The organism is Flavobacterium psychraerolatum (assembly GCF_025960985.1).
Classification (GTDB): Bacteria; Bacteroidota; Bacteroidia; order Flavobacteriales; family Flavobacteriaceae; genus Flavobacterium.
Genome location: NZ_JAOQMX010000016.1, coordinates 1 through 18,864, shown reverse-complemented (window position 1 = coordinate 18,864; position 18,864 = coordinate 1). Strand labels below are relative to the sequence as shown.

General features: G+C 35.4%; 15 protein-coding genes and 1 pseudogene. 13 read left to right on the top strand and 3 right to left on the bottom strand.

The genetic code is table 11. The features are described 5' to 3' along the window. The first annotated feature begins 3 nt into the window (after nucleotides 1-3). From M2326_RS07825 to M2326_RS07815, 3 genes are all read left to right on the top strand, one after another. Nucleotides 4-2,301 carry a penicillin-binding protein 1A gene (locus M2326_RS07825; protein ID WP_264619007.1) on the top strand — a complete coding sequence of 766 codons (2,298 nt, stop codon included), beginning with the start codon at nucleotides 4-6 and terminating at the stop codon, nucleotides 2,299-2,301. 143 nt (nucleotides 2,302-2,444) lie between these two features. Continuing rightward, the gene (locus M2326_RS07820) at nucleotides 2,445-3,143 is read left to right on the top strand and encodes a CoA transferase subunit A (protein ID WP_264619006.1); all 699 of its coding nucleotides are present in this window, start codon (nucleotides 2,445-2,447) and stop codon (nucleotides 3,141-3,143) included. A gap of 93 nt (nucleotides 3,144-3,236) precedes the next feature. Next, nucleotides 3,237-3,893 carry a 3-oxoacid CoA-transferase subunit B gene (locus tag M2326_RS07815; RefSeq protein WP_264619005.1) on the top strand — a complete coding sequence of 219 codons (657 nt, stop codon included), beginning with the start codon at nucleotides 3,237-3,239 and terminating at the stop codon, nucleotides 3,891-3,893. 195 nt (nucleotides 3,894-4,088) lie between these two features. Here M2326_RS07815 and M2326_RS07810 read toward each other — a convergent pair whose 3' ends face one another. Both M2326_RS07810 and M2326_RS07805 read right to left on the bottom strand, forming a co-directional pair. After that, entirely contained in the window at nucleotides 4,089-5,228 is a 1,140-nt protein-coding gene (locus M2326_RS07810; protein ID WP_264619004.1) for an ATP-binding protein, read from the bottom strand. 136 nt (nucleotides 5,229-5,364) lie between these two features. Then, nucleotides 5,365-6,117 (bottom strand): SDR family NAD(P)-dependent oxidoreductase, encoded by a 753-nt coding sequence (locus tag M2326_RS07805; protein ID WP_264619003.1) that lies wholly within the window; start codon nucleotides 6,115-6,117, stop codon nucleotides 5,365-5,367. A 214-nt stretch (nucleotides 6,118-6,331) separates the two neighbouring features. On the opposite strand from M2326_RS07805, the gene M2326_RS07800 reads away from it, so the two are divergent. The 10 genes from M2326_RS07800 (at nucleotide 6,332) to M2326_RS07755 (ending at nucleotide 18,600) form a co-directional block, all read left to right on the top strand. Then, nucleotides 6,332-7,336, top strand: a complete 1,005-nt coding sequence (locus tag M2326_RS07800; RefSeq protein WP_264619002.1) for an AAA family ATPase — start codon at nucleotides 6,332-6,334, stop codon at nucleotides 7,334-7,336. An 86-nt stretch (nucleotides 7,337-7,422) separates the two neighbouring features. Continuing rightward, nucleotides 7,423-8,286, top strand: coding sequence for a DUF58 domain-containing protein (locus M2326_RS07795; protein WP_264619001.1), 864 nt, complete (start codon nucleotides 7,423-7,425; stop codon nucleotides 8,284-8,286). A gap of 60 nt (nucleotides 8,287-8,346) precedes the next feature. Further along, nucleotides 8,347-9,975 (top strand): BatD family protein, encoded by a 1,629-nt coding sequence (locus M2326_RS07790; RefSeq protein WP_264619000.1) that lies wholly within the window; start codon nucleotides 8,347-8,349, stop codon nucleotides 9,973-9,975. A gap of 3 nt (nucleotides 9,976-9,978) precedes the next feature. Then, complete coding sequence (locus M2326_RS07785) at nucleotides 9,979-10,980, top strand: vWA domain-containing protein (RefSeq protein ID WP_264618999.1); 1,002 nt, start codon at nucleotides 9,979-9,981, stop codon at nucleotides 10,978-10,980. Between the two features lie 76 nt (nucleotides 10,981-11,056). Further along, entirely contained in the window at nucleotides 11,057-12,091 is a 1,035-nt protein-coding gene (locus M2326_RS07780) for a VWA domain-containing protein (protein WP_264618998.1), read from the top strand. 31 nt (nucleotides 12,092-12,122) lie between these two features. Further along, a complete protein-coding gene (locus M2326_RS07775; RefSeq protein ID WP_264618997.1) occupies nucleotides 12,123-12,908 on the top strand; it encodes a tetratricopeptide repeat protein in 786 nt (261 codons plus the stop codon). Nucleotides 12,909-13,004: 96 nt separating this feature from the next. Next, complete coding sequence (locus tag M2326_RS07770) at nucleotides 13,005-14,777, top strand: BatD family protein (RefSeq protein WP_264618996.1); 1,773 nt, start codon at nucleotides 13,005-13,007, stop codon at nucleotides 14,775-14,777. Between the two features lie 146 nt (nucleotides 14,778-14,923). Next, nucleotides 14,924-15,670: a tetratricopeptide repeat protein gene (locus M2326_RS07765; RefSeq protein ID WP_264618995.1), complete on the top strand. Its 747-nt coding sequence runs from the start codon at nucleotides 14,924-14,926 to the stop codon at nucleotides 15,668-15,670. A gap of 426 nt (nucleotides 15,671-16,096) precedes the next feature. Then, the gene (locus M2326_RS07760) at nucleotides 16,097-16,624 is read left to right on the top strand and encodes a hypothetical protein (RefSeq protein ID WP_264618994.1); all 528 of its coding nucleotides are present in this window, start codon (nucleotides 16,097-16,099) and stop codon (nucleotides 16,622-16,624) included. 119 nt (nucleotides 16,625-16,743) lie between these two features. Beyond that, on the top strand, nucleotides 16,744-18,600 hold the full coding sequence (locus M2326_RS07755) for a M4 family metallopeptidase (protein WP_264618993.1): 1,857 nt from the start codon (nucleotides 16,744-16,746) through the stop codon (nucleotides 18,598-18,600). 86 nt (nucleotides 18,601-18,686) lie between these two features. Here the strand turns inward: M2326_RS07755 and M2326_RS07750 are convergent. Then, nucleotides 18,687-18,864, bottom strand: a pseudogene (locus M2326_RS07750) (IS1595 family transposase); the annotation flags it as partial.

Here is an 18,864-nt window from a genome sequence, read left to right as displayed (position 1 = left end):
TTTATGGCTACAAAAAAAAAGAATTCCACCAATACAGATTTCAAAAAGTACACTCAAACTTTTTGGAAAATTTTCTTCTATGGACTAGGTAGTATTGCCGTATTTTTCCTGTTTGCATCATGGGGAATTTTTGGTTCAATGCCTTCTTTTGAAGACTTAGAGAATCCAGATTCCAACCTAGCAACGGAGGTCATCTCCTCAGACGGAGTTGTTCTCGGGAAATATTTTCAAAAAAATAGATCTCAATTAAAATATTCTGACTTACCCAAAAATCTTGTAGATGCTTTGGTTGCTACAGAAGATGAACGTTTTTATGAACATTCAGGGATTGATGGTAGGGGAACCTTGAGAGCTATTGCTAGCCTAGGTACTAGTGGTGGTGCAAGTACATTAACACAACAATTGGCAAAACAATTATTTCATGGAGAAGGATCAAAATTCTTACCATTTAGAATTGTTCAAAAAGCAAAAGAATGGATAATCGCTATCCGTTTGGAAAGACAATACACCAAGAATGAAATTCTTGCAATGTACTGTAATGTATATGATTTTGGAAATTACTCTGTTGGTGTAAGTTCTGCAGCTCAAACTTATTTCTCCAAGTCTCCAAAACAATTGACCGTAGACGAATCTGCTATTTTGGTAGGGATGTTCAAAAATTCTGGCTTATACAACCCTGTACGCAATCCACAAGGAGTAAAAAACCGTCGTAATGTCGTTTTGGCTCAGATGGAAAAAGCAAAAATGATTACCACAGAACAAAAAATAAAATATCAAGCACTTCCAATAACATTAAAATTTAAACTGGAAAGTCACCGTGAAGGTATGGCTACCTATTTTAGAGAGTACCTTCGTGATTACATGAAGAAATGGGTTGCAGACAACAAAAAACCCGATGGAACAGATTATGACATCTACAAAGATGGATTGAAAATCTATACCACTATTGACTCTAGAATGCAACAACATGCAGAAGAAGCCGTAAACTCACACATGGCAAATCTTCAAGAAGAGTTTTTTATTCAGTCAAAAAAGAATAAAAATGCCCCTTTTGTCAATATAACTGAAGCTGAAACTAACCGTATTTTGAAACAAGCCATGAAGACTTCCAACCGTTGGAGTGTAATGAAAGGGCTAGACAAAACAGACGAAGAAATTGAAGCTTCATTTCACCAAGATGCAAAAATGACTATTTTCACTTGGAAAGGTGAAAGAGATACTATCATGAAACCTATCGATTCCATTCGTTACTACAAACACTTTTTACAAGCAGGCTTGATGGCAATGGAACCACAAACTGGAAACATTAAAGCATGGGTTGGTGGAATTAACTACAAGTACTTTCAATACGATCACGTAGCACAAGGTGCAAGACAAGTAGGATCCACTTTCAAACCTTTTGTTTACGCTACTGCGATCGAGCAGTTGAATATGTCTCCTTGTGACTCCATTATCGATGCCCCATTCACTATTCCAGTAGGTCGCCATCATGTGACGGCATCTTGGACACCTAGAAACTCAGACAATAAATATAGAGGAATGATAACGCTTAAAAAAGCGTTGGCCAACTCGATTAATACCATTTCGGCTAAGTTAATGGATAAAGTAGGTCCTGAGGCTGTTGTTGAATTAACGCATAAATTGGGAGTAAAATCTCAAATTCCATTACAACCTTCAATTGCTTTAGGAGCTGTAGAGATTACTGTAGAAGATATGGTAGCAGCCTATAGTACCTTCGCCAACCAAGGGGTGTACAATAAACCACAATTCTTAAGTCGAATCGAAGATAAAAGTGGGGTTGTCATCTATGAGCCAATTCCAGAATCTCACGATGTATTAAACAAAGACATTGCATTTGCTGTAATTAAATTATTAGAAGGAGTTACCGAAGGGGGTTCTGGTTCTCGATTAAGAACTACATATGGTGGTGGCGGATCCAACCGTTGGACAGGATATCCATATTCATTTACAAATCCAATAGCTGGGAAGACTGGAACAACTCAAAACCAATCTGATGGTTGGTTTATGGGAATGGTACCCAACCTTGTAACCGGTGTTTGGGTAGGCTGCGAGGATCGTTCCGCACGTTTCAAAAGTATTACCTACGGGCAAGGAGCAACTGCAGCCTTACCTGTATGGGGTTATTTTATGAAATTATGTTACAATGATCCCGAACTAAAAGTTTCAAAATCAGACTTTGATCGTCCGCCAAATTTATCTATTAAGATAGATTGCTATGTACCCAAAAAAGTAAAAGATTCTACTGCAACTATACAAGATACAGACGAGTTTTCATTTTAAAACAAAGATTCAAATTACTCAATAGCCTCCTACTTTATAGGAGGCTATTTTTATTTAAAACTGTTTTCCCTAAGAAAACATATTTTGTTTTTCTTTCTAAAAATAAAGCCTTAATTTTAAGAAGTCAAAGAAATTCAATCGTTATGATTATCAAAAAAGTAAATACTGTTCAAGAAGCACTAGCAGGAATCGAAAATGGCATGACCCTACTCCTTGGAGGATTCGGTCTTTGCGGTATTCCAGAAAATTCTATTGCCGAATTAGTTAAAAAAGAAACTAGTCAACTCACTTGTGTTTCCAACAATGCTGGTGTCGATGATTTTGGACTAGGCCTGCTCTTACAAAAAAGACAAATCAAAAAAATGATTTCATCTTACGTAGGCGAAAATGCCGAATTTGAGCGTCAGATGCTTTCGGGAGAACTCGACGTAGAACTAATTCCACAAGGTACCTTGGCCGAACGTTGTCGTGCCGCACAAGCAGGAATTCCCGCTTTTTATACTCCCGCAGGTTACGGAACCGAAGTCGCCGAAGGCAAAGAAACTCGAGATTTTAACGGAAAAATGCACGTTTTAGAACATGCTTTTGAAGCCGATTTTTCAATTATAAAAGCTTGGAAAGGCGATACAGCTGGAAACCTTATATTCAAAGGAACCGCACGTAATTTTAATCCATGTATGGCTGGAGCTGCCAAAATCACTATTGCTGAAGTCGAAGAACTTGTAGAAGCAGGAACATTAGACCCTAATCAAATTCATATTCCAGGAATATTTATACAACGAATCTTTCAAGGAAAACACTATGAAAAACGCATTGAACAACGTACTGTAAGAAACAAATAGTATTCAGTAGATAGCAGCTTATATTTTAACTTAAAATATAAACATTCAAATTAAAAAAACTTATTTGCCTTATAGCGTTTAAAAAAAAAGTATATGTTAGATAAAATAGGAATAGCAAAAAGAATAGCACAAGAACTCAAAGACGGTTATTTTGTAAATTTAGGAATCGGGATACCAACTCTTGTAGCAAATTATATACCCAAAGGAATAAACGTCGAGATACAAAGTGAAAATGGCGTTCTTGGAATGGGGCCTTTCCCATATGAAGGAGAGGAAGATGCAGACCTCATCAATGCCGGAAAACAAACTATAACTACCTTAGCGGGTGCCTCATTTTTTGATTCGGCCATGAGTTTTTCTATGATACGAGGTAAACACGTTGACTTAACTATACTAGGCGCCATGGAAGTGTCCGAAAATGGCGATATTGCCAATTGGAAAATCCCAGGAAAAATGGTCAAAGGCATGGGGGGAGCAATGGATTTAGTGGCTTCGGCAGAAAATATTATCGTTGCCATGATGCACGTAAACAAAAAAGGGGAATCGAAAATTTTAAAAAAATGCAGCTTACCGCTCACTGGCGTAAACTGTGTCAAAAAAATAATAACCGAACTCGCCGTAATGGAAATCACTCCAAACGGAATAAAATTATTAGAACGAGCTCCAGGAGTTTCAGTTAAACATATTATCGGTTCTACAGAAGCAACTTTGATTATTGAAGGCGATATCCTAGAGATGGTGATTGATTAAAACCAAATTTCACCATTGAACTCCTCTTTTATTTTGCTTAATGCATTTTCCGAAACGTCAATGAGCTTTGAATTTAACTATTAAAATCAAAAATAATACCACCCAAAATGTACCATCATCATAAAGTACTACAACCTATATAAAATTATTTCTATAGTACTTTCTAGTAATCTATACAGTAGTAAGTTTAGAAAGCTACTTCACATTATACTTCATTTTTCGTAAAACCCGCAAAGCTTCTTTAAAGGATAGGTATATTTTAGGGAAAGGTTTTAGTAAAGCTTTAGCGTCTATCAATCGATCTTTAGCCTCTTCAAATCCATTGAGATAACAAATCATAAAAGTAGAGGGTATATTTTCTAAATCTTTTTCTTCTCTGTTGGATAGCGAAGTGTTTTTGCCTAATTTTTTTAACAGGGCGATATTCGAATTATAAATATGATAGAGCATTCTTTTATTGAATTCTGGAGGATGGAACAACAATTCACTTTCGATTTTATAATACCCATTTTCGTAAAAATAGATTTTTTGTTGTTCTAAGGGATAATAACTCGTTTGATCGTTCAACCCCAACGGAACATATTCGATAATAGTAAAAGAATCCTCATCGTAAGTAATTGTTACAACATCCTGAGCAGAATAAAAAAGCTTGACTTGCTCATTAATCAACTCAATATCTACGCGTGACAAATAGGTGGCATTGCGGACTACTTTTGGAATTCCGGCCCAACAGATAACAAATAACTCTTTGAATACTTTGTATTTGGGTGTAATGTCCTTGTGCCTAAAATCCATAAAATCGAATACACTATCTAAGGTATGCTGAATATTATTTCGAGATTGATTTTCGATTCCGATAACTGTTTCCGTATTTTGAAAATTTTTCTCCACGGGATCTGTTGTTGGGGTAGTGTTGCTCCCAACACGAATAAAAACACTGCCGACTGCGATTGTATAAATTCCTTTCTTGAAGGAGGAAACCTTTTTTTTGGATTTGATAGTAACCAAACCCACTACTTTGTCTTTAGGTAAATTAGGGAAAGGCACATTCTCATACTGTATTTTAGGAGGATTCTCCAGGTAAGCATTCACCAAATTCTGAATTCTACTGTCATCAAAAAAATCATCACCTACAATTTCATTATCCTGATCTTCTACTCCGACCACGATGTAAGAATTATTGGCTGGATTAGAATTAGAAAGTGCGCATATATGCTTTAAGAACTTTGCCTTCCCCTCTCGTGTATGAAGATTCAACTGTCGTTTTTTATCATAGAAACTGCTCTCATCATTATGAGCCAGCAAATTTTTCACCAAGAGTCTTTTATTAATCATTTGCAATCCGAGTTAATGCTGATAAATTTACGTAAATAAATTATGTATCAAATCCACTCAACAATATGAAAATGATATGTTTTTTGATTGTACCGCTTCAACAAAACAAAAGTTGTTAATTGTACATCTAAAATTATTATTCTCTATTGACTATGGTAGCACTAGCTTGTGCAGTACTCATTACTACCAAGTCAGCAATGTTCACATGGTAGGGTCTTGAAATTACAAATTGAATAATGTCTGCAATATCTTCAGCTTGCAAGGCATCAAACCCTTTATAAACATTGGCTGCTCTTTCTTCATCTCCTTTAAAACGCACAGCGCTAAAGGTGGTTTCGACCATGCCAGGGTGAATTGCCCCTACGCGAATATTGAATGGGTTCAAATCCATTCGCATGGCTTGATTGAGTGCGTCAACCGCATGTTTTGTCGCACAATACACGTTACCATTAGGATATACCTCTTTGCCTGCAGTAGAGCCAATGTGTATAATATGTCCCAATTTTCTTGCAACCATTTGAGGAATAATTGCTTTGGAGACGTATAGCAAACCTTTGACGTTACTATCAATCATTTTATCCCAATCATCAGTATTACCATCTTGAATCGAATCTAATCCATGGGCATTGCCAGCATTATTAATTAATACATCTATAGTTGAAAACTCAGAGGGCAAAGATTCTATTTTTTCAAAAACCATTGCTTTGTCACTAACGTCAAAACAAAGCATATGTACCGTGGTTAACACTGACAACTCTTGATATAGCTCATTCAAAGCTTCCATGCGTCTGCCGCAAATAATAATATTGTACTGTTTTTGCGCTAACAATGAGGCTGTTGCTTTACCAATACCACTTGTTGCTCCTGTAATTAAAACTGTTTTATTCATTTGTTATTTTGTTACTTAAAAAAGGAAGAATCATTAATTTTTTTGAATTTTATTTAAAGTTCTTAAAAATTTAAAAATTGTATCACAATTGAACCTTAAATTTAGTTATTCACTATAAGTTTTAACCATTTATTAACATCTTTCCTCTAAAAAAAAATTCAATTTGCACTACCAAAACGAAAGCATTAATCACAAGGTTTTAAATAAAAAGATAATGGAAGAAAATACTGCGACTTTAGACATTAGAGCGATCAATGAAAAAATTGAAAGAGAAAGTGCTTTCATAGACCTTCTTACAATGGAGATGAATAAAGTAATTGTAGGACAAAAGCACATGGTAGAACGTTTGCTTATTGGTCTTTTGGGACAAGGACATATCCTTCTAGAAGGAGTACCTGGATTAGCAAAAACATTAGCAATTAATACGCTCTCACAAGCAATACAAGGATCTTTTAGCAGAATCCAATTTACTCCAGATTTACTTCCAGCCGATGTAGTAGGAACAATGATTTACAACATCAAGTCCAATGAGTTCTCTATAAAAAAAGGACCTGTTTTTGCTAATTTCGTACTTGCAGATGAGATTAACCGTGCACCTGCCAAAGTACAATCTGCTTTGCTTGAGGCGATGCAAGAGAAACAAGTTACCATTGGTGACACTACTTTCAAACTAGAAAGACCTTTCTTAGTTTTAGCTACTCAAAACCCTGTCGAACAAGAAGGAACATACCAATTACCTGAAGCTCAAGTCGATCGTTTTATGTTAAAAACAGTGATTGATTATCCAAAAATGGATGAAGAGCGTTTAATCATTCGTCAAAATCTAAAAGGAACTTACGAAAAAGTAAACCCAGTAGTATCTGTAGAACAAATCATTCGTGCACAAGAAGCAGTACGAGAAGTTTATATGGACGAAAAAATAGAGAAATACATTCTTGATATTGTTTTCGCCACTCGTTACCCAGAAAAATACAAATTAGCTGAATTGAAACCATTAATTAGTTTTGGTTCTTCTCCGCGTGGAAGTATCAACTTGGCAAATGCAGCCAAATGTTATGCTTTTATCAAACGTCGTGGGTATGTAATTCCAGAAGATGTTCGCGCCGTAGTACACGATGTATTACGTCACAGAATTGGAATTACATATGAAGCGGAAGCAGAAAACATATCATCAATGGACATTATCAATAAAATTGTAAACGAAGTAGAGGTACCTTAAATTTAGTTTACAGCAAAGAATCTCGGTTTACAGTATTTATATTACTGTTCTTGAGAATGATAACCTGAAACTGACAACTAAAGAAGATGGATACAAAAGACCTTTTAAAGAAAGTACGGAAAATAGAGATAAAGACCCGAAGATTGAGTGATCACATCTTTTCGGGCGAATACCATACGTCTTTTAAAGGACGTGGAATGACTTTTAGTGAAGTACGTCAGTACCAATATGGGGATGATATTCGAGCCATAGACTGGAACGTTACGGCACGCTACAACGAAGCGCATGTAAAAGTTTTTGAAGAAGAAAGAGAACTAACCATGATGTTGATGGTCGATATATCTGGCTCGGAAGGTTTTGGTTCTACTAAAGCATTCAAAAAAGATATTATCACAGAGATTTCGGCAACAATGGCTTTCTCTGCTACTCAAAATAACGATAAAATTGGATTAATATTGTTCTCTGACCAAATTGAATTATATATTCCACCAAAAAAAGGACGTTCACATGTATTGCGCATCATTCGAGAATTAATCGAATTTCAACCCAAAAGCCAAAAGACAGATTTGGCACAAGCTTTAAAATTCTTATCAAGTACACAGAAAAAGAAAGCAATCGTTTTCTTGATGTCCGATTTTATGGTTTCAGACTACGAACACACCTTGAAAATAGCTGGTAAAAAACACGATATTACTGGAATTCGTGTGTATGATGTACGAGAAGAAAAAATGCTAAACCTAGGAATGGTAGAAATGACCGATGCAGAAACAGGTGAAAATATGATTGTGGACACAAGTTCAAAAATGGTTCGTATGAATTATGAAAAACACTATCGTGACCAATTAAACTACTTTAAAGAAACTTTTAGAAAATCAGGTTCGGGCGTGGTAAATACTAGAGTTGACGAAAGTTATGTAACGAAGTTGTTGGGATATTTTAAGTCGAGGTAATATCCCCTCCCAACCACCCCGAAAGGCAGGAGCCAAAACTTATAAAAGTTGAAAAAAACAATGAAAAACGCATTCTACATATCCCTTCTCCTTTTTTCAGCCGTCGTTTTTGGTCAACAAAAACGCGTTGAAACAAGTATAGATACTACTAAAAATAAGATTGGAGCAGAGTTTAAGTTAACCCTTAAAACCTCTGTTGACACCTTATCGAAAGTAAAATTTCCAAATCTGAAGAACTTTGGGGCTCTTGAGGTTATTCGCTCCTACCCTATTGACACCGTAAAGAACAAGGACCGTTACGAGTTAATCAAAAGGTATGGCTTAACACAATTTGATTCAGGACGCTATGTAATTCCAAGTATCAAAGTGATAATCAACAATAAGGCCTTCTTGACAGATTCTATTGCTGTTGAAGTTGCTCCTGTTCAAGTCGATACTTTAAAGCAAAAAATGTATGACATTAAAAATGTTGTAGCGGTTAAAAGTCCAATGGGAAATTGGTGGAAATGGCTTTTGGGAATTATTCTATTAGCTGCCATAGGTGCAGCCGTTTATTGGTTCACTAAAAAATACCAAAAGAAAAAGATCGAAGAAGAGGTTTATAAAACTCCTATTGAAAGGGCTACACTTTTAATGAACTCATTGGAACAAAAAGAACTTTGGCAAAAGGGCGAAATCAAAGAATATTATAGTGAACTAACAAATATCGCTCGTAATTATATAGAGGAAGCTATTGATATTCCAGCAATGGAGAGTACGACTTCTGAATTGATTTCTGGACTGAAAGCAGCTTCTTTGAAAAAGAAAATGAAGCTGTCTCAAGAAACTATTGACAACTTAGAAAGAGTATTAAAACAAGCTGATTTGGTGAAATTTGCCAAATCAAAACCAATGGAGTTTGAAATTACAGAAGACCGTAATAAAATTCAAAAAGCAATTGTAGTATTAGATAGTGCCATTCCGGTAGAAGTTCCTGACGAGGAAGAAATGCTATTGAACGAAATGCAACGCCAAAAGCAAGTTCAACAACAACTTGCCAAAAAACGCAAAAAACGCATTCAAATTGCAATTGCTTCGGTTGCTTTTATCCTTATAGCCATACTAACTTTCTTTATCGCTACTAGAGGTTTCGAAAATGTTAAAGACACTATTCTTGGACATGAAACCAAAGAATTACTTGAAGGAGAATGGATTAAAAGTGAATACGGAAATCCACCTGTACTTATCGAAACACCTCAAGTATTGAAACGCATTGATTTGAAAAAATCATTACCAAAAAACGGATTAGCACTTATAAAAGAAATGCAATCCTTTGCGTATGGTAGTTTTGCTGATAACTTTTATTTGATGGTTTCTACCATGAAATACAAAGAAGAAACCAAAACAGATTTGGATAAAGCGGTAGAAGTTACTGTTGAATCCATTCAGTCTCAAGGTGCACAAAATATGATTGTCAAGCAAGAAGATTTTGAAACTGCCGAAGGAGTAAAAGGAGTAAAAGCTTATGGTACGTTTGTAAAACTAGATGGAATTACAAACACAAGTCAAAAAATGTTTTACGAAATACTCTTATTTGGTCAAGATGGTGGCTTACAACAAATCATGATTTTACACGAAGAAGGCGACCATTATGCCAACGATATAGTTGACCGAGTATTAAGCTCAGTAGAATTAAAACAAATCAAATAACAAATGGAAAAGATAACTTTTTTAAACCCCCAATTTTTTTGGCTGTTTCTTCTAATTCCATTTGCTATAGCATGGCTATTTTGGAAAAGAAAACACCAAAATCCAACTTTAAAGATAAGTTCTACCAAAGGATTTACTGGATCAACCTCTTTGTTGGTGAAATTTAAACCTTATTTGGGTGTATTACGAATTTTAGCTTTGTGCTCATTGATCATTGCTTTGGCACGTCCAAGAACGGTAGACATTAGCAATAAAACTAAAACTACAAAGGGAATTGACATTGTAATGGCAGTCGATGTTTCTGGTAGTATGCTAGCCAAAGATTTAAAACCCAACCGAATGGAAGCTTTGAAAGAAGTAGCTGCCAACTTCGCCTCCGAAAGACCAAACGACCGAATAGGACTTGTCGTTTATGCTTCTGAAGCCTATACCAAAACTCCAGTAACAAGTGATAAAGCAGTAGTACTCGAAGCGATTAAAAGTATCAAATACGATCAAGTACTCCAAGACGGAACTGGAATCGGAATGGGATTGGCAACAGCCGTTAACCGTTTGAAAGACAGCAAAGCCAAAAGTAAAGTCATCATTTTGCTAACGGATGGTATCAATAATGCTGGATTTATAGAACCGGAAACTGCCGCAGACATTGCCAAACAATACGGTATCAAAGTCTACACGATAGGAATTGGAACCAATGGGATGGCAGATTTTCCATATGCTCAAGCACCCAATGGCGAAATTTTATTCCAAATGATGAAGGTAGAAATTGACGAAAAATTAATGCAGTCTATTGCCAAAAAGACCGATGGGAAATACTTTAGAGCAACCAGCAACAGCAAACTTGCCGAGATCTATGATGAAATCAATAAACTAGAAACTACCGAAATCGAAGAACTTAAGTTCTATGATTATGACGAAAAATTTAGAGCTTTTGTTCTCTTCGCCGGATTATTATTGTTGATAGAAGTTGGATTAAGAAACACGGTTTACAAAAGCTTTATATAAGTCATACTATTCAGTTAACTGCCCCAGTACTTTAACTGAGACTGAATACTAAGACCGACACTGATAACTAAACAAAATGGAATTAGACGAACGCAACTACTTATACTTACTTATCCTATTACCACTATTGGTAGCACTTTTCTTGTTCAATATGTATTGGAAAAGAAAAAAGCAGAAAGAATTTGGATCCCTTGAGGCTATTAATCAACTGAGTCCAGATCGATCAGTTTTCAAACCCATTTTGAAACTGATTGTAATGGTTTTAGCACTCCTAGGTTTGATTCTGGGTTTAGTGAATCCAAAAATAGGAACCAAAATGGAAACTGTAAAACGAGAAGGAATCGATATCGTTTTTGCAATGGACGTTTCCAAAAGTATGTTAGCCGAAGATATTGCTCCAAGTCGTTTGGAAAAAAGCAAGCAGTTGGTTTCCCAAATTATCAGTCAATTAGGGAATGACCGCATCGGAATTGTAGCCTACGCTGGTAGCGCATTTCCTGTGTTACCCATTACGACAGATTACAGTGTTGCCAAGATGTTTTTGCAAAGCATGAGTCCCGATATGGTTTCATCCAAAGGAACATCCTTGGATGACGCTATAAAATTATCTGCTACTTATTTTGATGACAAAAGTAAAACTAGTAAATTGTTAATCTTGATTTCAGATGGTGAAGATCATTCCGATGGAGCCTTAGCTGCTGCTGAAGAAGCCAACAAACAAGGAATGCGCATTATCACAATTGGTGTCGGAACAGAGAAGGGAGCTCCTATACCATTAAAACGTAATGGAGTAATCGAAAGCTACCAAAGAGACAAAAACGGCGAGGTTGTTGTGACTAAACTAAATCCAGTAAGTCTTGAAACCATTGCAAAGGCTACGAAAGGTGGCTATATAAACGGTACAAATACCAAAGAAGTCCTTGAATATATTAAAAATACACTAGACAAAATTCAGAAAACCGAATTTGAAGCCACACAAATGGCCGACTTTCAATCACAATTTCAGTGGTTTTTAGGGTTTGCTTTTGTACTACTTTTTGCCGATATCTTCTTGTTGGAAAGAAAAACAAGTTGGGTCAAAAAGTTGAATTTATTTAATGAAACCCCATAAATCCCAAAAGGGGGAATAAAATACTAAAAAAATGAAAATAGTTTATAAAATATGCTTTGTTCTGTTCCCCCTTTGGGGGCTAGGGGGCTTTGCCCAACAAAAGGACGATGTATTACCAAAGGCAAACGAAGAATATGCAGCCAATAAATTTGTTGATGCAGAAGCAGATTATAGAATTTCGAATGCTAAATTCAATAACAAAGCAGCAGCCAATTACAATTTAGGAAACGCGATCTATAAACAAAATCAACCTGGAGAAGCTAAATTTGCTTTCGCAGCAGCAATAGAAAAAGCCAAAACCAGAAGTCAAAAACACAAAGCATTTCATAATTTGGGTAATGTTTTCATGAAAGAGAAAGATTATACTCAAGCAGTAGAAGCATATAAAAATGCTTTACGCAACGACCCATCAGATGATGAAACCCGTTACAACTATGCCTTGGCAAAAAAATTATTAAAAGAAAACCCGCCTAAAAACGATAATAAAGATAAAAACAAAGACAAGGATAAGGATAAGGATAAGGATAAGGATAAGGACAAGAATAAAGATAAAGATAAAGATAAGGATAAAGATAAAAAGGACGATAAAGGCGATAAAGACAAGGATAAAAAAGACGGTGATAAAGACAAAAAGGACCCAAATAAGGGAGATAATCCAAAAGACGATGGTCAGCCTAAACCAAACCCTGGTGGGATTTCCAAACAGCGTTTAGAGAACTTGCTTGATGCCGTAAATAACGAAGAAAAGAAAATTCAAGGAAAAGTCAATGCAAATAAAACAAAAGGAAAACCTGTAGACACAGATAAAGACTGGTAATAGTCAAAACAAGAACAAATAGTAATACTTGTTGATCATATACATTCAACAGTATCTATAATCAAATACCACAAGCATAAACGATTAAATAAAATAATGAAACGATTAGTATTAGTAGTATTTTTAATTTCTCAAGCACTCATGGCTCAAATTCAGTTTGAAGCCAGAGTGAGTAAAAACACGCTTGGGATAAACGAGAGACTGCGCATTGACTTTTACATGAATTTTGACGGTGATAACTTCAACGAGCCTAATTTTGATGGTTTTAAAGTAATCGCAGGGCCTAGCCAACAAGTAAGTCAATCGTGGGTCAACGGTAAAAGCTCTTTCGAAAAAATGTATTCTTATTATTTGGTTCCAAACCACAAGGGAAATATTGTCATCAAATCGGCCACAATCGAGTATGATGGTAAATTATATAAAACAGCACCCGTAAAAATAAATGTTACCGATGCCGTTCAGCAACAGCAACAACAGCAACAGTATGGAGATCCAAACGATGTAAACGTCTCTGCAGACAATAACATCTACCTCGTTGCAGACATTTCAAATACCAATCCATACATCAACGAGCCCATAACAGTCGTATACAAATTATATTTTAGTTATAATATTGGTATCACCAATTGGAAAGAACTCAACAAACCAAAGTACAACAATTTCTGGAGTCAAAATATTGACATCAAGCAACTAGTAGCCGAAGAAGGACAATTCAAAGGCGAAAAATACCGCTATGTCGTGTTACGAAAAACTATTTTGTATCCTCAAAAATCAGGCAAATTAGATATCGAACCATTATCACTAGATATGGATGTACAATTACCATCCAATCGTCGTGATGTCTATGGCCGTATGCAAATTACAAATGGGAACAAACGCGTTTCTGCAGGTAGTAAAACCATCACTGTAAAAGCATTACCAGAAGTAGGAAAACCAGCAGATTTCACAGGTGCAGTAGGGAAGTTCAACTTCACTGTAACTCCTTCAAAAACTAGTTTAAAAAATGGCGAAAGCTTAGATTTGGTGGTTAGTGTAGCTGGAAAAGGAAACATGAAATTGTTCACCCTACCCAAACCAGTTGTACCCAATGCACTCGAAATGTACGATGCTGTTCATACCGATAATATCGAAACACCATTGACTGGAATGACTGGATCAATGTCCGACAGTTACAGCATAGTCCCACAATACAAAGGCAGCTACCCAATTAAACCCATTCAGTTTAGTTATTTTGATTTGGGCTCCAAAAGCTACAAAACAATCAGTTCTCCCGAAATTATGATTGACGTCCTCGAAGGTCCAACAGACACTAGAGCAGATTCTATTGGTGGCAACAAACAAAAGGTAATTGCCCAAAGTCAGTTTAAGTATGTGAAAACAAAAACAGAGTTGACAGCAATAAACGAAGACAATTTCTTGGGATCTAATTTGTTCTACGGTCTTTTATTTGCGCCATTCCTATTGTTGCCAATCATTATCTTGGCCAAAAAGAAAAAAGAAGCCATTGACAGTGACGTTTTTGGAAACCGAATCAAAGCCAACAACAAACTAGCCAAGAAATATTTATCTGAAGCCAAAAAACAACTGGCAAACAAAGAACCATTTTACGTGGCGCTAGAAAAAGCCATGCATAATTTCTTGAAAGCCAAATTGCATATCGAAACCTCCGAAATGAGTAAAGAAAATATTCAAGAACTGTTGTTGAACAAAGGTGCCGAACCAACCGTTGTAGCCGACTTCATCAACCTGACCGAGAACTGCGAGTTTGCACGCTACGCACCAGCATCAAGCGCTACCATTCAGGAAGATTTTGACAAGGCCGTAATGATTATCTCAATCCTCGAAAAACAAATGAGCAGAAAAGTCTAAACACAACATGCACGAAGAAAGCACTAAGTGCACAGTGTTTTTAAACAAATTATAAAATAATAGCAACTGAAATATAAAACTAAGAATAGAACCTAGGTCGTGAGCTTTGTGCTTCCCTTGTAGTCTTAGTGGTTAAACTTCTATCTATGAAAAATTATTTATCCCTATTCCTCTTATTCATCAGTCAATTATTCTTTGCGCAAAGTAATTTCGACAAAGGCAATGACTTGTACCAAAAAGGAAAGTACAAAGAAGCCGCTGCTGCTTATGAAAGTGTTTTAAAAGGCAACCAACAATCGGCAGAACTGTATTATAACTTGGGAAATTGCTATTACAAATTGAACCAAGTAGCACCCGCAATTTACAATTACGAAAAAGCATTGGTACTCAATCCCGATGATGCCGATATTACCAATAACTTGAAATTTGCCCAAAAGAAAACCATTGACGAAATCAAAGTCGTTCCCAAAGTAGGTTTTGCCAAATTGCTGCGTGATTTCACAGGGATCTATCATTTCAACACCTGGGCATGGATGGGCGTGAGCTTTGCCTTCTTCTTTTTGTTGTGCTTTTTGGGCTATTATTTCTCCCAATTAACGCTTACCAAAAGAGCCTTTTTCTACGGAATGTTTGTTTTCTTACTCTGTGTTGTGGTCAGTGTGGCGGCAGCATTATTCGAAAAAAGTCATTTTGATAACGAAAAACCAGCCATCATTTTTGCCGACATTGCGGAGGTATACAGCGAACCACAAAAAGCAAGCACCACCACCCTCGTACTCCACGAAGGAACCAAAGTCTACGTCTTAGAAACCGTTTCCAACTGGAAAAAAATTCAGCTGACAGATGGCACCGAAGGTTGGCTACAAAGCAACAACATCAAAGAAGTAAAATAAAAAGTATTTGGGCGTGACCCGCAATCCCGAAAGGTCGGGATTGCGGGTCGGGCTTTACGTTACAATCTTTTTTGTCCGCCGCAGCGGACAAAAAAGGCTTTCCACTTCAATCCCTCACGCAGACTCGTAATCAACACAATAAATCGTTCCTAAAATTGATTTAATGGAATTGCTTGTAAGTATATTTTGGTATATTTGATAAATTAAAAAATATGAAGTTTGTCATACTTATCTACCCTAATCTGGGTGGCTTTGTATGATTTTATGATACATATAAACAAGTTGCAAGAGATTTTACCGAACGAACCGTCTAAAATAGTCGTGAATATTTAACAGTTTAAAAAGTAAGTCTTTTGCAACAGTGGAAGCCTATAAATCCTTTTCTGCCCAGCGAGTGCAAAATGAAAAGGTGAAAATTTTATAAAAATGAAAAAAAACAAATTATTGCTTACGCTTATTTTTATGGTTACTTGCTCAGCTTACTCGCAAGTGAAAGAAAGTGAAGTTTTTTCTAAAAATTTAAGAGGAAAAGCAGAACATATTAATTTCAATCAAACTAAAATTAATTCAGATGACAAATCTGTTAAAGATTTTTTAAGAAAACAATTTGACTCAAGAAATGATGATGATTTTAGATTGGATGCAAGAAATACCCAAATCGAAAACAATTTAGAATCAAAAAAATACCAACAATTTTACAAAGGACTCAAAGTAGAATATGCTGTTCAGAGTATTGTTTCTGAAAAAGGAAATTTAAAAACATTAGTTGGAAAATACGTTGATGTATCAAATATTAATACAACTACAAAATTGTCGGAAAGTCAAGCCTTAACTTTTGCACTGGCAAATATTGGAGCGAAAAGCTATATGTGGGAAGATAAAAAAATGAAGACTTTATTAAAAAAGAAGAGAACAATGAAAAAGCGACTTATTACCCAAAAGCAGAGCTTGTAATTATTGAAAAAGATTTATTTGGAGAAAATCCAATACCTGTATTAGCATATAAATTCAATATCTACGCATCATATCCTATTAGTAGAGATTACATTTATATTGATGCAAATAATGGCGAAGTGTTACTGAAAGATCCTATAATTAAACACATCCAAGGTTCTGGAATTACAAGATACAGTGGTCAAAGAACTTTTGAAACACAGCAAAATGGAAGTCAATATAAATTAAGAGACTATTCAAGAGGAAATGGAATTGAAACTTATAATATGAATAATACTGCAAATTATGCAGGAGCAACTGATTTTACAGATAATGATAATAATTGGACATCATCGGAATATAATAATGCTAATAAAGATAATGCCGCATTGGATGCTCATTGGGGTACAGAAAAAACTTATGATTATTTTTTCATAAAACACAATAGAAATAGTTACAATAATAGTGGCGCTGTGCTAAAAAATTATGTACATGCAAATTTAATAGCAATGGGGTATCCATCAAATGATAACGCTTTTTGGGATGGGCAAAGAATGACTTATGGAGACGGAACCTATACTTTTTCGCCATTAACTTCTATAGATGTTGTTGGTCACGAAATAGGTCACGGAGTTTGTTCTAATACTGCTAATTTGATTTACTCAAAAGAATCCGGGGCGATCAATGAAGGATTAAGCGATATTTGGGGAGCAATGATTGAATATTATGCTGACCCAACTAAACAAACTTACCTGATTGGAGAAGAAATAAAAATTGGCGGTGGTGCTTTACGTTCAATGTCGAATCCTAATGTTTATAATCAACCTAAAACATATGGGGGAACATATTGGTATGACCAAAATTGCACCCCAAATAATTTAAACGATTATTGTGGTGTTCATAGAAATAGTGGAGTAATGAATCATTGGTTTTATATTTTATCTGAGGGAAAAACCGACACTAATGACATAGGAAATGCATATAGTGTTACAGGAATTGGAAAAGATAAAGCAGCCAAAATAGTATATAGAGCGGAAAGTGTTTACTTTACCTCTACAACAAATTACTCACAAGCAAGAGATTTGACAATTCAAGCAGCAAAAGATTTGTATGGTGCAAATTCTGTTGAAGTAGCAACTACTTGTCAATCTTGGTATGCAGTTGGTGTTGGCAATAATAATTGTGTTGCACTACTAGTAGATATTAGCGGAGATAGTGTACTATGCAGCTCTTCTACAAATTCTACTTACACCGTTTCAAACTTGCTACCAGGTTCTATCGTAAATTGGAGCATATCTACAAACGCTCTACTATTAGTTAGTTCAAATAATACAAGTATCACGGTTAAACCCATTAATGCGACTTATAATGGAGTAGCAACAATTACTGCTAATATTGATGGAAATCCAAGCACTAAAAAGATATGGATTGGAAAACCTTCATTTAATATTTCAAGAGCTAGTTCCCAAGAAGAAACCTGTGATACAAAATATCATTATATAAAATATGTGATTGGAAATAGTCAGCCATCAGAAACCTATACAATACAAACTTTTACAACAGGTATAACAACTAGTTTTGCCGCTAACAATAGAATTATATTTAATGTCCCAAAGAACTATACAGGTTTGTTAGAATTTAAAGTTAAAGGGACTAATAGCTGTGGATTAACGGATTTCTTTATGGAAGATATGATTAATGTATGTGGAGCAACTGCTGAATTAAATAATTCTACTGCAACAGCAATCACTTTCAAAGTCTATCCAAATCCAACAGAGGATATTGTCAACATCGATTTGAGAGACCAGAATAATCAACCCGAAAAAGGAGTGACTATTTCAGGAGAACTTTTCGATTTAATGGGACAATCAAAATCAAAAATTGAAATAATAAACAACAAAGCATCGTTTTCAGTTAATGGACTAATTAAAGGGATTTATATTTTGAAGTTATTCCTAAATGACAAATCTGAAAGCCATCAAATTATAGTAAAATAAAAAAATTAAAGTAGTTTTGACTATTAGAGTATTGAAGTTTTAAAAATAAACTCAATCCTTTTAAATTTATTTATTGAGGTAAGCAGTTAGTTACATATGATCTCCTTTTGACAAATATTATCTGCTTTTACCATTCTTTTGATTAAATTATTGAATATTGTGTCTTTGTTTTGTGAGCGGTTAATTCGGTAGCAGAACTCATCAAAGTATCGATTAATGTTTTTTTCGCTTACCCAAGAATAGGTTGTTCTAATCCAAGATTTA

What these genes read in the sequence shown, in the direction of transcription:
- M2326_RS07825 (WP_264619007.1), top strand. Translation starts at nt 4, where the DNA reads ATGGCTACAAAAAAAAAGAATTCCACCAATACAGATTTCAAAAAGTAC.
- M2326_RS07810 (WP_264619004.1), bottom strand. Translation starts at nt 5,228, where the DNA reads ATGATTAATAAAAGACTCTTGGTGAAAAATTTGCTGGCTCATAATGAT.
- M2326_RS07805 (WP_264619003.1), bottom strand. Translation starts at nt 6,117, where the DNA reads ATGAATAAAACAGTTTTAATTACAGGAGCAACAAGTGGTATTGGTAAA.
- M2326_RS07770 (WP_264618996.1), top strand. Translation starts at nt 13,005, where the DNA reads ATGAAACGATTAGTATTAGTAGTATTTTTAATTTCTCAAGCACTCATG.
- M2326_RS07815 (WP_264619005.1), top strand. Translation starts at nt 3,237, where the DNA reads ATGTTAGATAAAATAGGAATAGCAAAAAGAATAGCACAAGAACTCAAA.
- M2326_RS07785 (WP_264618999.1), top strand. Translation starts at nt 9,979, where the DNA reads ATGGAAAAGATAACTTTTTTAAACCCCCAATTTTTTTGGCTGTTTCTT.
- M2326_RS07760 (WP_264618994.1), top strand. Translation starts at nt 16,097, where the DNA reads ATGAAAAAAAACAAATTATTGCTTACGCTTATTTTTATGGTTACTTGC.
- M2326_RS07775 (WP_264618997.1), top strand. Translation starts at nt 12,123, where the DNA reads ATGAAAATAGTTTATAAAATATGCTTTGTTCTGTTCCCCCTTTGGGGG.
- M2326_RS07765 (WP_264618995.1), top strand. Translation starts at nt 14,924, where the DNA reads ATGAAAAATTATTTATCCCTATTCCTCTTATTCATCAGTCAATTATTC.
- M2326_RS07780 (WP_264618998.1), top strand. Translation starts at nt 11,057, where the DNA reads ATGGAATTAGACGAACGCAACTACTTATACTTACTTATCCTATTACCA.
- M2326_RS07790 (WP_264619000.1), top strand. Translation starts at nt 8,347, where the DNA reads ATGAAAAACGCATTCTACATATCCCTTCTCCTTTTTTCAGCCGTCGTT.
- M2326_RS07795 (WP_264619001.1), top strand. Translation starts at nt 7,423, where the DNA reads ATGGATACAAAAGACCTTTTAAAGAAAGTACGGAAAATAGAGATAAAG.
- M2326_RS07820 (WP_264619006.1), top strand. Translation starts at nt 2,445, where the DNA reads ATGATTATCAAAAAAGTAAATACTGTTCAAGAAGCACTAGCAGGAATC.
- M2326_RS07800 (WP_264619002.1), top strand. Translation starts at nt 6,332, where the DNA reads ATGGAAGAAAATACTGCGACTTTAGACATTAGAGCGATCAATGAAAAA.